Source organism: Taylorella asinigenitalis MCE3 (genome assembly GCF_000226625.1).
GTDB lineage: Bacteria > Pseudomonadota > Gammaproteobacteria > Burkholderiales > Burkholderiaceae_B > Taylorella > Taylorella asinigenitalis.
In genome coordinates, this window is record NC_016043.1 from 1,297,673 (window position 1) to 1,314,055 (window position 16,383).

General features: G+C 38.9%; 15 protein-coding genes and 1 tRNA gene. 10 read left to right on the top strand and 6 right to left on the bottom strand.

Annotation, left to right across the window (positions count from 1 at the left end; genetic code table 11):
* Position 1 precedes the first annotated feature (1 nt).
* Genes purH through ruvB form a run of 6 tightly spaced genes read left to right on the top strand, consistent with a single transcriptional unit; the run spans position 2 to position 5,516 of the window.
* Positions 2 to 1,594, top strand: a complete 1,593-nt coding sequence (purH, locus tag TASI_RS06135; RefSeq protein WP_014111895.1) for a bifunctional phosphoribosylaminoimidazolecarboxamide formyltransferase/IMP cyclohydrolase — start codon at positions 2 to 4, stop codon at positions 1,592 to 1,594.
* Positions 1,595 to 1,606: 12 nt separating this feature from the next.
* Entirely contained in the window at positions 1,607 to 2,155 is a 549-nt protein-coding gene (gene ruvC / locus TASI_RS06140) for a crossover junction endodeoxyribonuclease RuvC (RefSeq protein ID WP_014111896.1), read from the top strand.
* A gap of 5 nt (positions 2,156 to 2,160) precedes the next feature.
* Complete coding sequence (ruvA, locus tag TASI_RS06145) at positions 2,161 to 2,736, top strand: Holliday junction branch migration protein RuvA (RefSeq protein WP_014111897.1); 576 nt, start codon at positions 2,161 to 2,163, stop codon at positions 2,734 to 2,736.
* Between the two features lie 3 nt (positions 2,737 to 2,739).
* Positions 2,740 to 3,195: a TRAP transporter small permease gene (locus tag TASI_RS06150; RefSeq protein WP_014111898.1), complete on the top strand. Its 456-nt coding sequence runs from the start codon at positions 2,740 to 2,742 to the stop codon at positions 3,193 to 3,195.
* Positions 3,195 to 4,430 carry a TRAP transporter large permease gene (locus tag TASI_RS06155; RefSeq protein WP_014111899.1) on the top strand — a complete coding sequence of 412 codons (1,236 nt, stop codon included), beginning with the start codon at positions 3,195 to 3,197 and terminating at the stop codon, positions 4,428 to 4,430. Before TASI_RS06150 ends, TASI_RS06155 begins: the two co-directional genes overlap by 1 nt.
* Before the next feature lie 12 nt (positions 4,431 to 4,442).
* On the top strand, positions 4,443 to 5,516 hold the full coding sequence (gene ruvB, locus TASI_RS06160) for a Holliday junction branch migration DNA helicase RuvB (RefSeq protein WP_014111900.1): 1,074 nt from the start codon (positions 4,443 to 4,445) through the stop codon (positions 5,514 to 5,516).
* Here ruvB and TASI_RS06165 read toward each other — a convergent pair.
* Complete coding sequence (locus TASI_RS06165; RefSeq protein WP_044978292.1) at positions 5,497 to 7,035, bottom strand: RecQ family ATP-dependent DNA helicase; 1,539 nt, start codon at positions 7,033 to 7,035, stop codon at positions 5,497 to 5,499. The genes ruvB and TASI_RS06165 overlap by 20 nt on opposite strands.
* A gap of 55 nt (positions 7,036 to 7,090) precedes the next feature.
* Here TASI_RS06165 and TASI_RS06170 point away from each other — a divergent pair, with 55 nt between their 5' ends.
* From TASI_RS06170 to TASI_RS06180, 3 genes are read left to right on the top strand one after another with little or no spacing between them, the layout of a single operon-like run.
* Positions 7,091 to 8,173: an FAD-dependent oxidoreductase gene (locus TASI_RS06170; protein ID WP_014111902.1), complete on the top strand. Its 1,083-nt coding sequence runs from the start codon at positions 7,091 to 7,093 to the stop codon at positions 8,171 to 8,173.
* A 1-nt stretch (position 8,174) separates the two neighbouring features.
* Positions 8,175 to 8,393, top strand: a complete 219-nt coding sequence (thiS, locus tag TASI_RS06175) for a sulfur carrier protein ThiS (RefSeq protein ID WP_014111903.1) — start codon at positions 8,175 to 8,177, stop codon at positions 8,391 to 8,393.
* Between the two features lies 1 nt (position 8,394).
* Positions 8,395 to 9,186: a thiazole synthase gene (locus tag TASI_RS06180; RefSeq protein ID WP_014111904.1), complete on the top strand. Its 792-nt coding sequence runs from the start codon at positions 8,395 to 8,397 to the stop codon at positions 9,184 to 9,186.
* A gap of 47 nt (positions 9,187 to 9,233) precedes the next feature.
* Here the strand turns inward: TASI_RS06180 and TASI_RS06185 are convergent, their stop codons facing one another.
* The 5 genes from TASI_RS06185 to TASI_RS06205 form a co-directional block, all read right to left on the bottom strand.
* Positions 9,234 to 9,689, bottom strand: a complete 456-nt coding sequence (locus TASI_RS06185) for a hypothetical protein (RefSeq protein WP_044978123.1) — start codon at positions 9,687 to 9,689, stop codon at positions 9,234 to 9,236.
* Positions 9,690 to 9,947: 258 nt separating this feature from the next.
* Positions 9,948 to 10,023: transfer RNA gene (locus TASI_RS06190), tRNA-Lys, on the bottom strand.
* A gap of 57 nt (positions 10,024 to 10,080) precedes the next feature.
* Positions 10,081 to 10,962 (bottom strand): polysaccharide deacetylase family protein, encoded by an 882-nt coding sequence (locus tag TASI_RS06195; protein ID WP_014111905.1) that lies wholly within the window; start codon positions 10,960 to 10,962, stop codon positions 10,081 to 10,083.
* Positions 10,963 to 10,971: 9 nt separating this feature from the next.
* Positions 10,972 to 13,047 (bottom strand): TIM-barrel domain-containing protein, encoded by a 2,076-nt coding sequence (locus tag TASI_RS06200; RefSeq protein ID WP_044978125.1) that lies wholly within the window; start codon positions 13,045 to 13,047, stop codon positions 10,972 to 10,974.
* A gap of 51 nt (positions 13,048 to 13,098) precedes the next feature.
* Positions 13,099 to 14,829 (bottom strand): FAD-dependent oxidoreductase, encoded by a 1,731-nt coding sequence (locus TASI_RS06205; protein ID WP_014111908.1) that lies wholly within the window; start codon positions 14,827 to 14,829, stop codon positions 13,099 to 13,101.
* Positions 14,830 to 14,890: 61 nt separating this feature from the next.
* Here TASI_RS06205 and mgtE point away from each other — a divergent pair, with 61 nt between their 5' ends.
* Complete coding sequence (mgtE, locus tag TASI_RS06210; protein WP_014111909.1) at positions 14,891 to 16,381, top strand: magnesium transporter; 1,491 nt, start codon at positions 14,891 to 14,893, stop codon at positions 16,379 to 16,381.
* The last annotated feature ends 2 nt before the right edge of the window (positions 16,382 to 16,383 follow it).

Consider the following 16,383-nt stretch of genomic DNA (forward strand, 5'->3'; position numbering starts at 1 on the left):
TATGGCTATTAAAACTGCTCTAATTTCTGTATCAGATAAGTCTGGTATCGTTGAGTTTGCTCAATCACTCCACTCTCGCGGCATAAAAATTTTATCAACTGGTGGGACAGCTAAATTATTGGCTCAGTCTGGTATACCAGTGACTGAAGTTTCAGAGCACACAGGGTCTCCTGAAATATTAGAAGGTCGTGTAAAAACCTTGCATCCTAAAATTCATGGTGGACTTTTAGGAAGAAGGGATAAAGACGAGCACATTGCCACCATGAAGGCAAATGGTATTGATCCAATAGATCTTTTAGTAGTGAATCTGTATCCATTTAAAGATGCTACATCAGATCCGAATTGTACTTTCGAAAATGCTATCGAGAATATTGATATAGGCGGTCCTGCGATGTTGAGGGCTGCCGCAAAAAATCTCGGCAATCAAGCTGGGGGCGTTACTGTAATAATCGACCCACGAGATTACGACGAAGTTTTAAAACAAATTGATGAAAGAGGTGATACAAGCTATGGTTTAAGACTTAAACTAGCTTCTAAAGTATATGCACACACATCGGCTTATGATGGGATGATTGCCCAGTATTTAACTAGTTTAGAGGATGAAGAGCCTGCAGCAGATACAGCTCCACAAAAAATGGAGTGGCCTTCAACATTATCAATTCAAGCTCAAATTGGCCAAATCTTACGTTACGGAGAAAATCCACACCAAAAGGCAGCATTTTATAAAGATACAAATGCTACGCTAAGCGGCTTACTGTCAGCATTTAATCAATTGCAGGGTAAGGAACTTTCATATAACAATATTGCAGATTCTGATGCAGCTTGGGAGTGTGTTAGACAATTTGATGCACCTGCTTGCGTTATTGTTAAACACGCAAATCCATGCGGAGTTGCAATAGGTGCAAGTGCATTGGAAGCTTATCAAAAGGCTTTTAAAACTGATTCGACATCGGCATTTGGTGGGATTATCGCTTTTAATTGTCCAGTAGACCTTTCCGTTGCTCAAGAGGTAAGTAAACAATTTATGGAAGTTTTATTGGCTCCAGATTATCATCCAGAAGCCTTGGAATTTCTTAAAGCTAAGAAAAATGTTCGCGTGTTGCGTTTGCCTTTAGGTCATGCACAAAACCCATTCAATGTACTGCGTGTTGGGGGAGGATGGTTAGTTCAAACTCCAGATACCTCTAAAGAATCTGAATCTGAGTTTAGAGTTGTAACGAAAAAACAGCCTTCTGAGCAGCAAATGAAAGACCTATTATTTGCATGGAAGATTGCAAAATTCGTTAAATCTAATGCCATCGTTTTTTGTGCTGACGGCATGACTATGGGTGTTGGAGCTGGTCAAATGAGTCGCCTAGATTCTGCAAGAATCGCTTCTATCAAGGCTGAGGCAAATGGTCTTGATCTCAAAGGAACAGCGGCTGCATCGGATGCGTTTTTCCCATTTAGAGATGCACTTGATGTTATCGTATCTCAAGGTGCGGATTGCATTATCCAACCAGGCGGAAGCATTAGAGACGAGGAAGTGATTGCTGCGGCTGATGAACATGGCATTGCCATGGTATTCACTGGAATGCGTCACTTTAGACACTAAAAAGAGGACCTAGTGCGTATATTAGGTGTGGACCCAGGGCTACGGTTAACTGGATACGGTGTAATCGAAACTGCTCAAAATGGGCAGCTTCAGTATGTCGCAAGCGGGACCATTGCCATCCCAACAGATTTGCCGTTGTATAAGCGCCTTCTACATATTATGGAGGGCGTCAAGGAAGTAATCAATCACTACAACCCAAAATCTTCTTGTATTGAGGAGGTTGTCGTGAATAAAAACGGCAAGACTACCCTATTGCTAGGACAAGCACGTGGGGCGGCCCTTGTGTCTCTAGCTAGTGTGGGATTGGAAGTTTATGAGTACCCAGCTCTTCAGATAAAAAAATCCGTTAGCGGAAATGGGAGAGCACCTAAAGAACAGGTCCGACAGATGGTCAAATACATATTGAATTTAGGTGCGATGCCGCCATTGGACGCTGCGGATGCATTGGCATGTGCTATAACTCATGCACATATGTTACCTACTCTCGATATACTTAAAGAAATGAACTTGGACTCAAGTCATACTGCAAGGATGAGGGGTGGTAGGATCAAATATAAGTAGGTTTTATGATTAGTCGTTTGAAAGGAAAATTAATCTCGAAATTTCCGCCAACTGTTTGCATTGATTTAGGCGGTATTGCCTATGATGTAGACGTTTCGATGACTACATTCTATGAACTTCCTGATATTGGTCAGGAGGTGACTCTTTATACGCATCTTGCAGTGAGAGAGGATGCTCATACTTTATATGGTTTTATTTCTGAAGAGGAAAGAGCAACTTTTAGGGCCTTAGTCAAAGTAAATGGTATTGGATTTAAAAGTGCTTTGGGCATTCTCTCAGGGATGACCCCAGATGCACTCTATAGTGCTATTGAGTCTGAAGATTCATCTCAACTTGAAAGAGTTCCAGGCATCGGAAAGAAAACAGCAGCACGAATATTGCTTGAGCTAAAAGGAAAAATGCCTGAGTTAGGTAGCAGCTCAGATAAATCTTCAAACTCAAAAAATCATAACGATATACTTGCAGCTTTACTAAATCTTGGCTATTCAGATAAACAAGCTAAACAGGCTATAAGTGCATTGCCTAAGGATATAGATGCTACTGAAGGTGTGCGTATAGCATTGCGTTCTATGGATAAGTAATTAATGAAAAAGTTTTTTGACTTTCTGCGATTCTTATGCGTATTACTACTAGCATCGGCTCTGTTAGCTGGATTTTTTCAAATTATTAGTCGCTTTATCTTAATTAAACCATCGGTATGGACAGAGAGTTGGATTAGATTTTCAATAATTTGGCTTGTGTTTACTGCATTGCCACTGACTTTTGAAGATGGAAAAATGCTCAGGCTGGATGTGCTTAAGTTGACATTGCCACAGGCATTACATAAACATGTATCTACTGTGGCTATGACCATTAGTCTTGTTTTTCTTGTGGCATTAAGTGTTTTAGGCTACGAGGTGTTTTTAAGAAGCAGAGAGCAAATGCTTGCCGGCTTAGATATTTCTATATCTTGGGCCTATCTAGCAATTCCTGTCGGATCTGCTATGTCAGCTTTGACCATATTAATCAATCTTCTATCAAAAAGAATCAAGGTGATGTAATGCATTTGATGTTTATCACCATGATTATTTTCTTTGTGTTTACTGTTCCTATTGCGGTAAGCATTGGATTTGCTACGCTTTTCGGCTTAAAAATTGCTGATTTAAGTCCTCTAGTTTTAGTTCAAAATTATTACGCTTCTTTGGATAGCTTTCCGCTCGCAACGATCCCCTTTTTTATTCTAACTGGTCAAATCATGCTTAGATCGGGGGTTTCAGAAAGACTTATAGATTTTTCAAAATGCCTGTTTGGTAGTTTAAGAGGCGGGCTTGCATGCACTTGCATATTTACAAGCATGATATTTGCAGCGATTGCAGGTTCAGGTGTGGCTACGACTTTTGCAGTAGGTTCAATTTTGATTCCTGCACTTGTCAAGCGTGGATATTCCAATGAATTTGCTACATCGCTTCAAGCTACGGCTTCAGAATTAGGTGTAATAATTCCACCTTCTGTGCCTATGATTCTTTATGCTGTATCTACTAAAACTAATGTAGTGGATTTATTCAGTGCTGGATTTATTCCAGGAATTTTTATTGCATTTGTTTTATGCGTATATGCAATTTTTTATGCCTCTAAAAACAAAATCGATATTGCTCAATTAGACGACAAAAGAGATTTGCTCGCATCCTTTAAACGAGCCTTTTTAGCTCTATTATTGCCAGTGATTGTACTAGGCGGCATATACGGAGGCATTTTTACACCTACTGAGGCATCTATAATTTCAGTAATTTATTCTATCCTAATCGCAGGCATTTACGGCACACTTAACAAAGAGCTGATTTCTAAATCCTTTATAAACAGTACTATATCAACCTCTGTAATTTTATTTTTAATCGCAAATGCATCTGTTCTAAGTTTTATTTTGAATTTCTCAGGAGTTCCTCAATTTTTAGGGACATGGATTGCAGATAATTTTCAGTACAAAATACAGTTTTTACTAGCTTTAAACGTGCTTTTGTTTGTTATTGGAATGTTCGTCGAAACTTCAGCATCCATCGTGGTGTTAGGACCTCTTCTTCTTCCTGTAGCTATAAAATTCGGAATCGACCCAGTTCATTTTGGTTTAATTATTGTGGTCAATCTTGCTTTAGGTATGATTACTCCTCCATTTGGGGTTAATTTATTTGCGGCATGTACAGTATCAAACCTACCGATAGAGAGAGTTATAAAATCACTTATACCTTTTGTTTTGCTATCATTTATAGTTGTACTATTTATTACATATGTACCTATTTAAATAGAGAGTTCTATGCCTATAATCCCAGATAATATTCAATCACCTGCTAATCGAGGTATTGTTCAAAATGAGATGGTGGATTCGAAAGAAGAGTCTTTCGAAAAGGCTTTGCGTCCTAAAACATTAGCTGATTACAAGGGACAGGATAAGGTCTGTGAGCAGCTTGAGATTTTTATTAAAGCCGCAAAAAATAGAAATGAAGCTCTTGATCATGTATTACTCTTCGGACCGCCAGGACTCGGAAAAACGACGCTAGCCCATATCATTGCCAACGAAATGGGCACCAAGATGCGACAAACTTCTGGCCCTGTGTTAGAGAAACCAGGAGATCTAGCTGCTATTCTTACAAACTTAAACAAAAACGATGTATTGTTTATTGACGAAATTCACAGACTATCTCCAGTAGTCGAAGAAATTTTGTATCCTGCACTAGAAGATTTTCAGATTGATATTATGATAGGAGATGGCCCTGCGGCTCGTAGTATAAAAATAGATTTACAACCTTTCACTTTAGTGGGAGCAACTACTAGAGCTGGTATGCTTACAAATCCATTAAGAAATAGATTTGGCATTATCTCAAGACTTGAGTTTTATTCAACAGATCATTTAACTCATATAGTCAAAAGAAGTGCCGGTTTGCTTGGAGCAAATATCGAACAAAAGGGTGCATATGAAATCGCAAGAAGATCGCGTGGAACGCCTCGTATTGCCAATAGATTACTTAGACGCGTTCGTGATTTTGCAGATGTTCGAAACAATGGTCTTATATCTGACCAAATTGCATCCGATGCATTGGGTATGCTTGAGGTTGACCCTATTGGTTTAGATAATATGGATAGACGTTTATTAGAAGCTATTTTGCTTAAGTTTCAAGGTGGACCAGTTGGAGTAGATAATCTAGCTGCTGCCATCGGAGAGGAAAGCCACACCATTGAAGAAATAATCGAACCATATTTAATACAACATGGATTTATTCAAAGAACTCCTCGTGGAAGAGTGGCAACTATTCATGCCTGGAATCATTTTAATTTGACACCACCAGCAAATCGCCAAGATGAACAGCTGTCTATTTTGAATATAGATTAGGAATATGTAGACCCACTTCACCCTTAAGAAGTGGCTTACTTTTTTTTGTTAGTGCAAGCGTGCAATATCCTTCAATATCAAAGATAACGTATTCGTAAATAAGCAAATTACGCATAATACGGGACCATTGTATTTCACTAAGATCCTTGCCGATTCCGAACGTACTCAGTTTTTCATGTCCATTTTGCAAAATACGTCCATCATTTAATTTGCCCAACAATATAGAAATGATATATCCACAACCAAACCTCTGTTTATGATTATGTTCAAGCCAAAAAATTGTAGACATAAGCATTTGAGCATATCGAGTGCAATCTACCAAATGAGAGGATTCTTTTTTGGATGGTGTTGGCATTTGACCTTTTGTCTCTCCAAAGTAACTCATTAGTTGCTCACTGATATCTAACTTTGTTTCGCACACTCCAAGCATAGAAAAAAGTTTTTGCATCATTCTTTCTTTTTGCTCTATCGGTGCAAAAGATGCATAAATAAACTTATAGTGCTGAATCACATCGCTAAGACCATATGCAAGCCAAGCAGTTGCTGGTTTGCCGTCACGCCCTGCTCGGCCCGTTTCCTGAAGATAATGCTCAACAGAACGAGGCATTTCTATATGTGCAACAAAACGCACATCAGGCTTATCAATCCCCATTCCAAAAGCAACGGTCGCAACTACCACTAGCGAATTTGAATGCATAAATTCTTCTTCTATTGACTTGCGTTCCTCTGCTTCCAATCCTGCATGATAAGCTTGCGCATTAATCCCATTTTTTTTTAAATAGGTGGCAATTCTCTCGCATTTCATCCTAGTTAAGCAATAAACGATGCCAGGTTCATTCTTGTGATTATTATTTATAAATTCGAGTAGCTGCTTATTTGGAACTGATCTTTCCACAATTTGGTATCTTATATTTTCTCTTTTAATGCTCGATATATATATTTGTGGACTACGCAGACCAAGCTTTTGAACAATTTCTTTGCGTGTTGCTGGTGTAGCTGTTGCAGTTAATGCAATCATAGGTATATTTGGCCATCTTGATTTAAGCTCATGCAATCCTAAATACTCTGGCCTAAAATCATGACCCCATTGGGATACACAATGAGCCTCATCAATTGCGAAAAGTGAAGCATTTTTCTTTGAAAGAATCGAAAGAAATTTTAAGGTCAGTACTTTTTCTGGAGAGAGATAAAGTATATCTATATCACCATTTATCCACTGATTTTCTAGATTATCTAATTCCTGCTTATTTGAGTTTGCATTAACGGTTACTGCTCGAACACCACGACTTTTTAAAAATTCGACTTGGTTATTCATTAATGCAATAAGTGGAGAGATCACTACAGCATTGCCACCGAGGGCAATAGCTGGAATTTGATAGCAAAGTGATTTTCCGCCAGAAGTAGGCATTACAACCAGACTGTCATGCCCTTCAATTGTGTGCTTGATTATTTGCTCTTGTTTGTTTTTGAACTCGGAGAATCCGAAAACACTCGTAAGTAAATCGTGGGCTACAGTCATATAAAAATAAGGATTAAAATATTTGCTAACTATTGTACATAAGATAGGTTTTGACATGCATATAGGCATTGCTGGAGCAGGGTTAGTTGGACGATTGCTCGCATTTTTATTGACTCGCGAAGGGCATGATATCACTATCTTCGATGTGGCTGATAGTGAGACTGATCCACGTGCTGCAGGATTTACGGCTGCTGGTATGCTTAGCCATATAGCTGAAATCGAAAGCGGTGATACGATTATTTTGGATCTTGGTTTGCGTTCCTTAGAATTATGGAAAGCTATCGTGCCTGCTTTGAGTTTACCCGTTGAATTGCACTATGAGGGAGGTCTGATACTGGCTCATCATGGGGATTATGGTGTAGCGAATAGGCTTGTATCATTGTTGCAGAAAAAGGCTCCGGCGGCCCAGGCACCATTGCCACTTACTATGGAAGAATTAAGCAATCTTGAACCAGATGTTCACGGAGTCTCACATGCATGGATGCTACAAAACGAGGGGCATATCCATACGCGGCAGGCGATGCAGGCTTTATATGCATCTTGTATGAATATTTATTGGCGGTGGCAGACGCCTGTGAAATCATTGTCACCGCATACGATTCACACTGTTCGCGGTGATTCGTACGAATTTGATTGGGTGTTTGATGCGAGGGGCGTTGGTGCTAGAGAGGTAAAAAATCCTAATGCTCATACCATTTCATGTAATAATGTGCGTGGCGTTCGAGGCGAAGTGATGTGGTTGCAGATGCCTGGTTTAAGGCTGTCTCGGCCGATTCGATTGATTCATCCACGTTATCGTGTATATATTGTGCATAGGAAGCCCGATATACTTTTTGTTGGAGCAAGTGAGATTGAGTCTGAAGACAGAAGCCCTATATCAGTACGCAGTATGGTGGAGTTATTGACGGCGGCCCACAGTGTATTGCCAGATATATCTGAGGCACGAATTATTCATACTGAAACGAATTTACGTCCTGCGACTTTAGATAATTTACCTAGAATTGAACATGAGCATGGTTTAACTAGGGTTAATGGGCTTTTTAGACATGGATGGCTTATAGCTCCAGCTGTCGTTGAAGATTCTCTAAGACCATTACTGGGCGATAATTATAGTGTTATGAACACGCTTGCAAAATAATATGACTATAAAAATATTCTTAAACAATGAGATTCGAAATATTGATGAAGGCACTTCTTTAGAAGCATTTTTAGAACAAGAAATTTTTTCAAAATCTGAAGAAGAAATTTCACTCGCAAGTGCAGTGAATTCGAATTTCATACCGAAATCTCAACGAAGCATCTACATATTGCAAGAGCTTGATCAAGTGAGTACATTTACTCCAATTACAGGGGGTTGAAATGGGCGAATATACGATTGGCGGAAAAACTTTAAAGAGCCGTTTTTTTCTAGGCACTGCACAATATCCTTCTCCAAAAATATTGCTTGATTCTTTGGCTGCTTCGGAAGCTGAAGTAATTACCGTCTCTCTTAAAAGACAAATGGGCGACGGTACATCTATGAAAAATGAACAATCTCTATATTTTGACGCCTTAAAACAGAGTGGGGCGGCCTTATTGCCAAACACTGCAGGATGCAAAACAGCCCATGATGCAATAAATGTGGCTTTAATGGCCCGCGAAGTTTTCGAAACTAATTGGATTAAGCTAGAGGTAATTGGGGATGATTATACGCTGCAACCCGATATGTTCGAATTAGTAAAAGCAGCTGAGAAGCTTATTCAAGAAGGATTTGAAGTATTTCCATATTGCACTGATGATCTGGTTACTTGCCAGAGATTACTTGATGCTGGATGCAAAGTCTTAATGCCATGGGGTGCTCCAATTGGTTCAGGTCAAGGCTTAATAAACACTTTTGCTCTACGTATATTGCGAGCTAGATTACCTGATGCTTTTTTAGTGATTGATGCAGGAATTGGATCTCCAAAAGATGCCGCTCATGCTATGGAACTTGGGTTTGATGCGGTGCTTTTAAATTCAGCCGTATCGCAATCGCATGATCCAGTTAAGATGGCTAAAGCCTTCAAATTAGCGATAGAGGCTGGTAGATTGGGTTATGAGGCTGGTGTTATGTCTCAACAGGATATGGCTAATCCAAGCACTCAGGTTAGTGGTAGGCCTTTTAGTTTGTAGGATCAAGCTAAGAGATGTGACGTGACGGAAGCGTAGTGTGAATTGATTTAGAAACTTTTTTCAAACTGATACTTCTGATCAGATGAAAAAATTAACTTCTTGCGCAGTATATTCTTAAATTCTTTTTGAGAAGTCATACAGTTAAACCAAAAGCCATCTTTAAAAGTGATTTGAAAAATTAATGATTTTCTATATGTTCTAGTCAGCGGCATACAAAAACCTATCAAGAAACCAGGTATTGCGCCAACGCATGCTCCTATAAGACCACTACCAAGCCTATCTAATAAAGAAGGCATATATAAACTACCTGTTTCGTTAATGCTTTCTATATCATCATATGTATATTTATAGTCCCTCTGAAACCCAGAACGACGAATATGCACAAATATAATATAATCAGTGAAGGTTATACTACCCCTATCTTCTGGAGTACCAATATCGTAATTATCATAATCGACAATAATAGCATTTACGATATCATCATAATCATACTTTTTCCACATGACACACCCCCTTAACCCTATACGTAAATACTACTTTATAACGAGCCCTTCGTCAAAAAAATCGATATCCTCTTTTTTATCAAAAAACGTCATGAAATCAAGGGGTTTCATAGCTTTTGTACTTACTGTATTAGCCATGGTTGAGGCTATTATGGCATGGTTTTAGGATTAAAAGTTTCACGTTAATGATCTACTCATTACCGAAAATTCTTTTGAACGTAGAAATAAAGGGGGAGATTGAATTCAAAGAGGAATAAGTGGTGGGTTGGCCGGGATTCGAACCCGGGACCAACGGATTAAAAGTCCGCTGCTCTACCGACTGAGCTACCAACCCTTGCAAAATTAAATATCCACTTAAATTTGCAAATAAAAGAAAATTATTATAAATATATCAATCTATCATGTCAATAGTCTCTTGTGGCTCAAAATGTACGTTTCGAGGAAAGAACAAATTGTAGAGACGAAGCTTTTTAAGCAAATTCAATAATTTAGGATGTCTTACAAGCCAGATATGAAGAATAAAACCACTCAAAGTTTGATAGTTTGGTGTGATGCGATAAATTGTCTCGCAGTTTAAATTTGTTGTGTTTACGCCATCAGCGTTTTCGGTATAAAAATATTTAAATCTCTTTTCTTTGGCAACCTCTAGATAGGATGGTTCAAAGTAACCGTGGGGCCAAGCTAAATGCTCACAATTAATTCCTAATTTATTATCGATAATGCTATTACTTAGTTCAAGCTCTTTTTCTAACATAGCCAAACGGCCCTCAGAATTAAGCTGCTGGTCCCATCTTGTTGGGGAATGCCCATTACTCTCAACAGATATAAGTCCCGTGTCTCTCAAGTAACCAAGTTCATCCCAGTTCATCATTACAATTTCAGGATGCCCTGAGTTAATTATGGCCTTACATTTTTCATTGGGTGGGCAATACGGAAGTATCTCATCAGACTGATAAGTTGTTCTTGCTTCACCATCTCGAATAAAGCTCGTATATACAAAAAAATTTGCCTTAGTTTTAAATTTGTCGAGTATAGGAAATGCATAAACAAAATTGTCCAAAAACCCATGATCGAATGTAATCATAATGGATTTTTTGGGTAGAGCTTTTCCTTGCAAAAATTCGGCAAATTCAGAAGAAGAAATTGTATTGAAACCTCTTCTTTTAAGATATCTCATTTGTTTTGCAAACACGCTCGGTGGGCAATTCTCTTCCCCACCATTTGGTGTGACATGGGTATACCTAAGAACAGGTATAACTTTAGCCTTTCTCATAAGAAGAGTTTAACGAGCTGGAGAAATGCGGACTTCAGCACCGCGTCTTTTTATAACTAGTCCTTGCGATGGAAGTATCTTAAGACCTTCAAACCCTTTTATATAACTCGAACCCTGCATCTGCATAATTCGAATCTTGTTGCGGATTACTTGAGGACTATGAACAGGCATACCAAATAACCAAACTTCATCAAGAACCTTAGCTGAATTAAAATCAGCCAAACGCTTAAGCTCAGGCCCAAGGCATAGCATATGACCATCGCGCCCAAAAAGAGGAATCGAGTCATTAGGACAATGATATGAGAGCAGTTGACCACCTTCATATTTAATACCAGTATTTACGTCCCACCAAGATTCACCCTCAGGCAAATAAATCTCAACTTTTTCAGAATCATCAAAAATTGGAGCTACCAACAAAGATGATCCAAACATAAATTGATTTTTAAAATCATGAGAATATTCGTCATCTGGAAATGCTATCTGCATAATGCGTTGTACAGGAAGACCTGTTCTAGCGGAATCTTCAATAATTCCAAGATATGTTGGAAGAAGCCTGTAGTACCAACTAATAAGAGTTTTGGCCTTATCCTGAATTTCCTTAGAAAAATTAATAGGAAGATATTCATCCTCTGCAATAAATGCAAATCCACCACTAAATAATGAGTAGGCAACCGCTCTTAAAAATAAATTCTCGTTTTGGGTTGTGCATTTAATTCTAAACTTATGAGCTTCAGTAACGACACCACTTACTTGGGTGGCAATGTGCTCTCTATGCACGTCCAAAAGATCTTTAAAACTAGAAATCTCTCTATCTATACTTAGACCCAATGATCTAGAGCTATTTGCAATTAGATTTTGTCTTTCAATAAAAACTTCACTAGGAGATTTGTTTTTAGCTTGAGCCTGAGCAAGAGAATGTTCTAGGAGAACAAAGTAAGAAGAAGGCAAATCTGGCAATGCATAATCATCACAAGAATAAGATAATGAAGCATCAAGCCCATTTAATATCTGTTGAACTCTATCCTGCCAAAATTTATATGCATCTTTATTATGCAAATTAAGTACAACATACTCATTGGATTCAAAATTAAAACTAACTATCTCACCATCTTCAGATTTCAAAAGCCATGATTTAGATTTCAAATGTTTAAATAAATCAGAGCCTTTTAAAAAAGCTGGAAAAGCTGGTAATGATAGGTGCTTTTTGTTTCTATCTAACACAGATTTAAGCTGATTAGACCTACCCACTCTCTCTTCATCTAAATCAAAATTTGGTTTATCTTCTTCAAAAACAAATACAGAAGGACAAGAAAGTTTTAAGGTATCTATACCATAACCTTCTTCTATTAATTTTCGACTATAGTTAATAAATTCATTCAAAGAAGAATATTTTGTTTGGACCAACCAATGCCCAGAACTCAGAAGCGGTGACCCATAAGCCCTACCAATCAGGGAATTGAATTGATTAAATAATTCCTCTATATTCCCTAAAAATACAAACAAATCCAGCTGATCTTCAGAAAATAAAATTTTGAATTCATCTTTAAAACTATAGCTCACATTATGAGCTGAGGCAGCATAAATTCCCCAACCACTAGTACTCCATGCGTATGGTAAGCTACCTTCAGAAATCTCGGTGCATTCTATATCAGGTCTTAGATAGCCGAGACCATAAATATCGTCCTCTTTAGTATCAAGACTAAGACCCCATCTACCATCATCATAGGAAAGGGCTTCTGCCCCAGATGACAATACCAATTTTCCATCTTTAAAAAATTTAAAACATAAAGGACTAGAACTAATTTCTAAGCAGTAGTTCTGATAAGTCAAACTCCAACTTTTTCCTAATTTAATCGTTTTAAATTCAATCTCTGCAGTCGTATATAAATCAGAGATAAGCAACTCAGGACCTACAGATTTAATTTCTGATTCCTTGGATTTAATGGGCGTGATTCTTAACCTAAAAGCCCCGAACGCAGAAACTTCAATTCTAAAATTGAATGTTTTGGAGACTTTGAACTCACAGAATTCTACGGGGCCGCTAATAGATGATGAACTTAATTCTAAATGCTTAATTGTAGTCACAGGCTTGAATTCTTAAAATGGTAGTCCTATATTTTAAACCAAACGACCCTATCACGTACTCTCAGGGGCCATTATTTTCAATAAATCCCTAGTAAGAGGAGCAGGTTCACCCGCAATTTCTGTGGCAATAATTTCCGCCCCTAAGCTAGCCCAAGTCATACCATGAGAGGCATAAGCACAAGCTAAAAAAACATTTGTTCCCTTAAGACGCCCAATAATAGGCGTTCTTCCATTGATTACAGCCCTTATACAAGCATGTCCTTTTAATCCCTGATTCTCGATAAGTTCATCCGCAGTAAATTCAAAATCCACGGGAATTTTTGAGAGTATAGCCTTCTCCCCTTCAGCCGTTAATTGCGGATTCATCTCACCGTGTTTATATGTAGATCCCATAACACAATATCCGCCCATTTGAGGTAAGAAATATCCCAAGCCCCCAATTATGCATTTGGGGCCACCATTGACCATCTGACTCGGTACACGAAGCGTCTCGCCACTAAGTGCATGCAAAGTTTCAAATTTTGGTACCGATGGCGTGCGATGACCAGATTTCAAGATTGTGAAATCAAGTCCACTTGATGCTAGAAGTTTAGGCGTATCTATTGCGGTGGCAATGACCACGTATTCATACTCTGGTGAGTTAAAGTCATCATTGCCACATAATATATACTTTCCCTCCGATGAAGGCTTCACTGCAGTTATGTATTGTGCTTGCGTTGATATATTTTCCCGCTCCAGTAATGCATTAATCATCTTAAGCGGTGAGATTTGCATTCCATAGGGTAGAAATACAGCATCCTTTTTTATATGAAATCCAGAAATCTCAGACGCCTCCTGAGCTGTGACTCTGCGAATCCAGTCCTTAGGGAAATTCAATATTTCAACAGCCTCAGCAAGCGATTTTGCATACCCTTTGTCCCGATCAACCTCAAGCGTGCCACATGGGAAAATTTGATGGTCAAAAAAACATTGCCACCTAGCGTAAGCCCTTAAAACACCAGCACGAGATATGCGAGATTTAGGGCTATCATCGGCCGTAATTACGGGAGTTATTGCACCTGCAGATGTCTCTAGGGCTTCACCTACAGGCATATGTGCGAATTTAGGGTCATATATATCGACTTTATGACCACGAGAAGCTAGCTCGTTGGCAATGCTTGTGCCTGCTATCCCTGCTCCGATAATGGCAACAGAACTAGGTTTCGCAACAGGTATAATTTGCGGGCGATGCGGATTGGATATTTTGTAAAGCTTATGTGAGTTGGGGATCTCTTCGCTTGATATGATTTTGTACTGTTTTGCATGAACTAAATCTTGGACTTCTTCGAGACCATCGTAAGTAGCAAGAAGTGCCTCAGGAGATGCCACTCTAAGAGCTTGGCTTTGCAAAGAGTCAGCCACAATGATATCGATTTGAGCGGAAATTTTCGACCAAGAATCAATACCAAAGACGATATGAAATACTAACTTATAGTCAATAATATCTATGCGATGGATGCCCTCCATCAATAAAGGCCACTTAAAAGGCAATTTCTTAATCTCGGATTCGGGATTGCATTCATAATTAGGTTCAAAAAAACCACTTTTTGTTGGTGGAAACACAATAAAATGAAGCGATTTTCCAAAACTAAAGTTAAAATTTGTGACTTTTTTAACTTTCTCTATAAGGGCAATCGAAATTTCCTGCCAATTTGTGGATTCAATAGCAATGACAGTTGGACCATTTTTATTGAGCAAAAAATTTATAATTTCGTCGACGAATTTTGAGGCACATTCAAACATGCGGTTATTCCGAGAGGTGCTATAATTCAAGCTGTTTTGAGAGCATTAGCAATATTTTACTATGGACTTTTCAAATCCAAATCCACAAAACGCTGAGGCTTTAGACCCATCCAAATCCAAAAGGCTGGATACGGAGGAGGCACAGCTCGCTCTCGAGCACGTCAAATTGCTTATACGCAAGCATTATCTTGTAGAAAATCTCGTTCATAATCAGGAAAGCGATCCAGACAATCGAAAAGAACTTGTAGAGAACTTAGTTAAAAAGCAGCATGACGTTGAACTACAGAATTTTCTAAATCCTCTTCATCCTGTAGATATTGCTTATATTCTTGACTCATTGCCACATAACGATAGGTTGCATGTCTGGAATCTTGTACATGCGATGCATGATGGCGAGGTGCTCCTTGAAGTAAGCGATAGGGTCAGAGAGGATCTCATTGCCAGCATGAATCATGAGGATTTGCTGGCGGCCGCAGAAAATCTTGATACCGACGAACTTGCCGATTTAGCCCCAGATCTACCGCCTTCAGTAGTCGCTGAGGTTCAGAAAGGGCTTACCGATAAAGAGCGCAGTCAATTGGTTGCCGCCCTAGGCTATCAGGAAGGCACTGTAGGTGCGATTATGGACTTCGAGATGTTACGTGTGCGTGAGGACGTAACGCTTGAAGTAGTTTTGAGATACCTGCGACAATTAAAATCATTGCCAGACCATACAGATAAGCTTTTCGTAATTGATAACGAAGAGCATTTGCTTGGCGTACTATCGATATCGGATTTGCTTCTTAATCAGCCTACTGAGATTGTGAAAAACGTTATGCGCACAAATGTATTTTCTTTAAATCCTGAAGAAGATGATACTGTGGCTACGTCTGCATTTGAGCGCTATGACTTAGTTTCGGCACCTGTTCTCGATAGCGAAAATCGCCTGATTGCACGTGTCACAATTAACGATGTCCTCGATGTAATTCAGGAAGATTCGCAAGAGATGCAACTTGCTTCGGCTGGTCTATCGGAAGAGGATACTTTCTCATCTGTTGGTCAGGCTGTCGGAAACAGAACGCCTTGGCTATTGCTAAATCTATGCACCGCATCCATTGCCACATTTATTGCATCTATGTTTGAAGACACAGTAAGCAAGATTGTGATACTAGCATTTCTTATGTCAATTGTGGCTGGGATCGGAGGGAATTCTGGAAATCAAACATTGACCATTGTTATTCGAGCTCTATCGATGGGTCGTATTCAATCTAAGCATATGTTTAGGCTTATTCGACGCGAAGCTTTGGTGACACTTTTGGTCGGACTTTTGGGCAGCATTATCGCCTCTGGTTTTGCGTGGTTTATATCTGGCTCCTATCAAATAGCACTAGTTATGGTCGTTGCTATGGTTTTGAATATGTTGATTGGTGCCTGTCTTGGCGTGATTATACCTATGGTACGCGATAAGTTAAACAAGGATCCTGCGATGGGTTCTTCTGTGCTTTTGACTTTCTTTACCGATGCATTGGGATTCTTTATCTTCTTAGGATTAGCAAGCATCTTCTTGTTATAAAA

What these genes read in the sequence shown, in the direction of transcription:
- TASI_RS06185 (WP_044978123.1), bottom strand. Translation starts at nt 9,689, where the DNA reads ATGTGGAAAAAGTATGATTATGATGATATCGTAAATGCTATTATTGTC.
- TASI_RS06150 (WP_014111898.1), top strand. Translation starts at nt 2,740, where the DNA reads ATGAAAAAGTTTTTTGACTTTCTGCGATTCTTATGCGTATTACTACTA.
- TASI_RS06205 (WP_014111908.1), bottom strand. Translation starts at nt 14,829, where the DNA reads ATGTTTGAATGTGCCTCAAAATTCGTCGACGAAATTATAAATTTTTTG.
- ruvA (WP_014111897.1), top strand. Translation starts at nt 2,161, where the DNA reads ATGATTAGTCGTTTGAAAGGAAAATTAATCTCGAAATTTCCGCCAACT.
- purH (WP_014111895.1), top strand. Translation starts at nt 2, where the DNA reads ATGGCTATTAAAACTGCTCTAATTTCTGTATCAGATAAGTCTGGTATC.
- thiS (WP_014111903.1), top strand. Translation starts at nt 8,175, where the DNA reads ATGACTATAAAAATATTCTTAAACAATGAGATTCGAAATATTGATGAA.
- TASI_RS06155 (WP_014111899.1), top strand. Translation starts at nt 3,195, where the DNA reads ATGCATTTGATGTTTATCACCATGATTATTTTCTTTGTGTTTACTGTT.
- TASI_RS06165 (WP_044978292.1), bottom strand. Translation starts at nt 7,035, where the DNA reads ATGACTGTAGCCCACGATTTACTTACGAGTGTTTTCGGATTCTCCGAG.
- TASI_RS06180 (WP_014111904.1), top strand. Translation starts at nt 8,395, where the DNA reads ATGGGCGAATATACGATTGGCGGAAAAACTTTAAAGAGCCGTTTTTTT.
- TASI_RS06195 (WP_014111905.1), bottom strand. Translation starts at nt 10,962, where the DNA reads ATGAGAAAGGCTAAAGTTATACCTGTTCTTAGGTATACCCATGTCACA.
- ruvB (WP_014111900.1), top strand. Translation starts at nt 4,443, where the DNA reads ATGCCTATAATCCCAGATAATATTCAATCACCTGCTAATCGAGGTATT.
- TASI_RS06170 (WP_014111902.1), top strand. Translation starts at nt 7,091, where the DNA reads ATGCATATAGGCATTGCTGGAGCAGGGTTAGTTGGACGATTGCTCGCA.
- mgtE (WP_014111909.1), top strand. Translation starts at nt 14,891, where the DNA reads ATGGACTTTTCAAATCCAAATCCACAAAACGCTGAGGCTTTAGACCCA.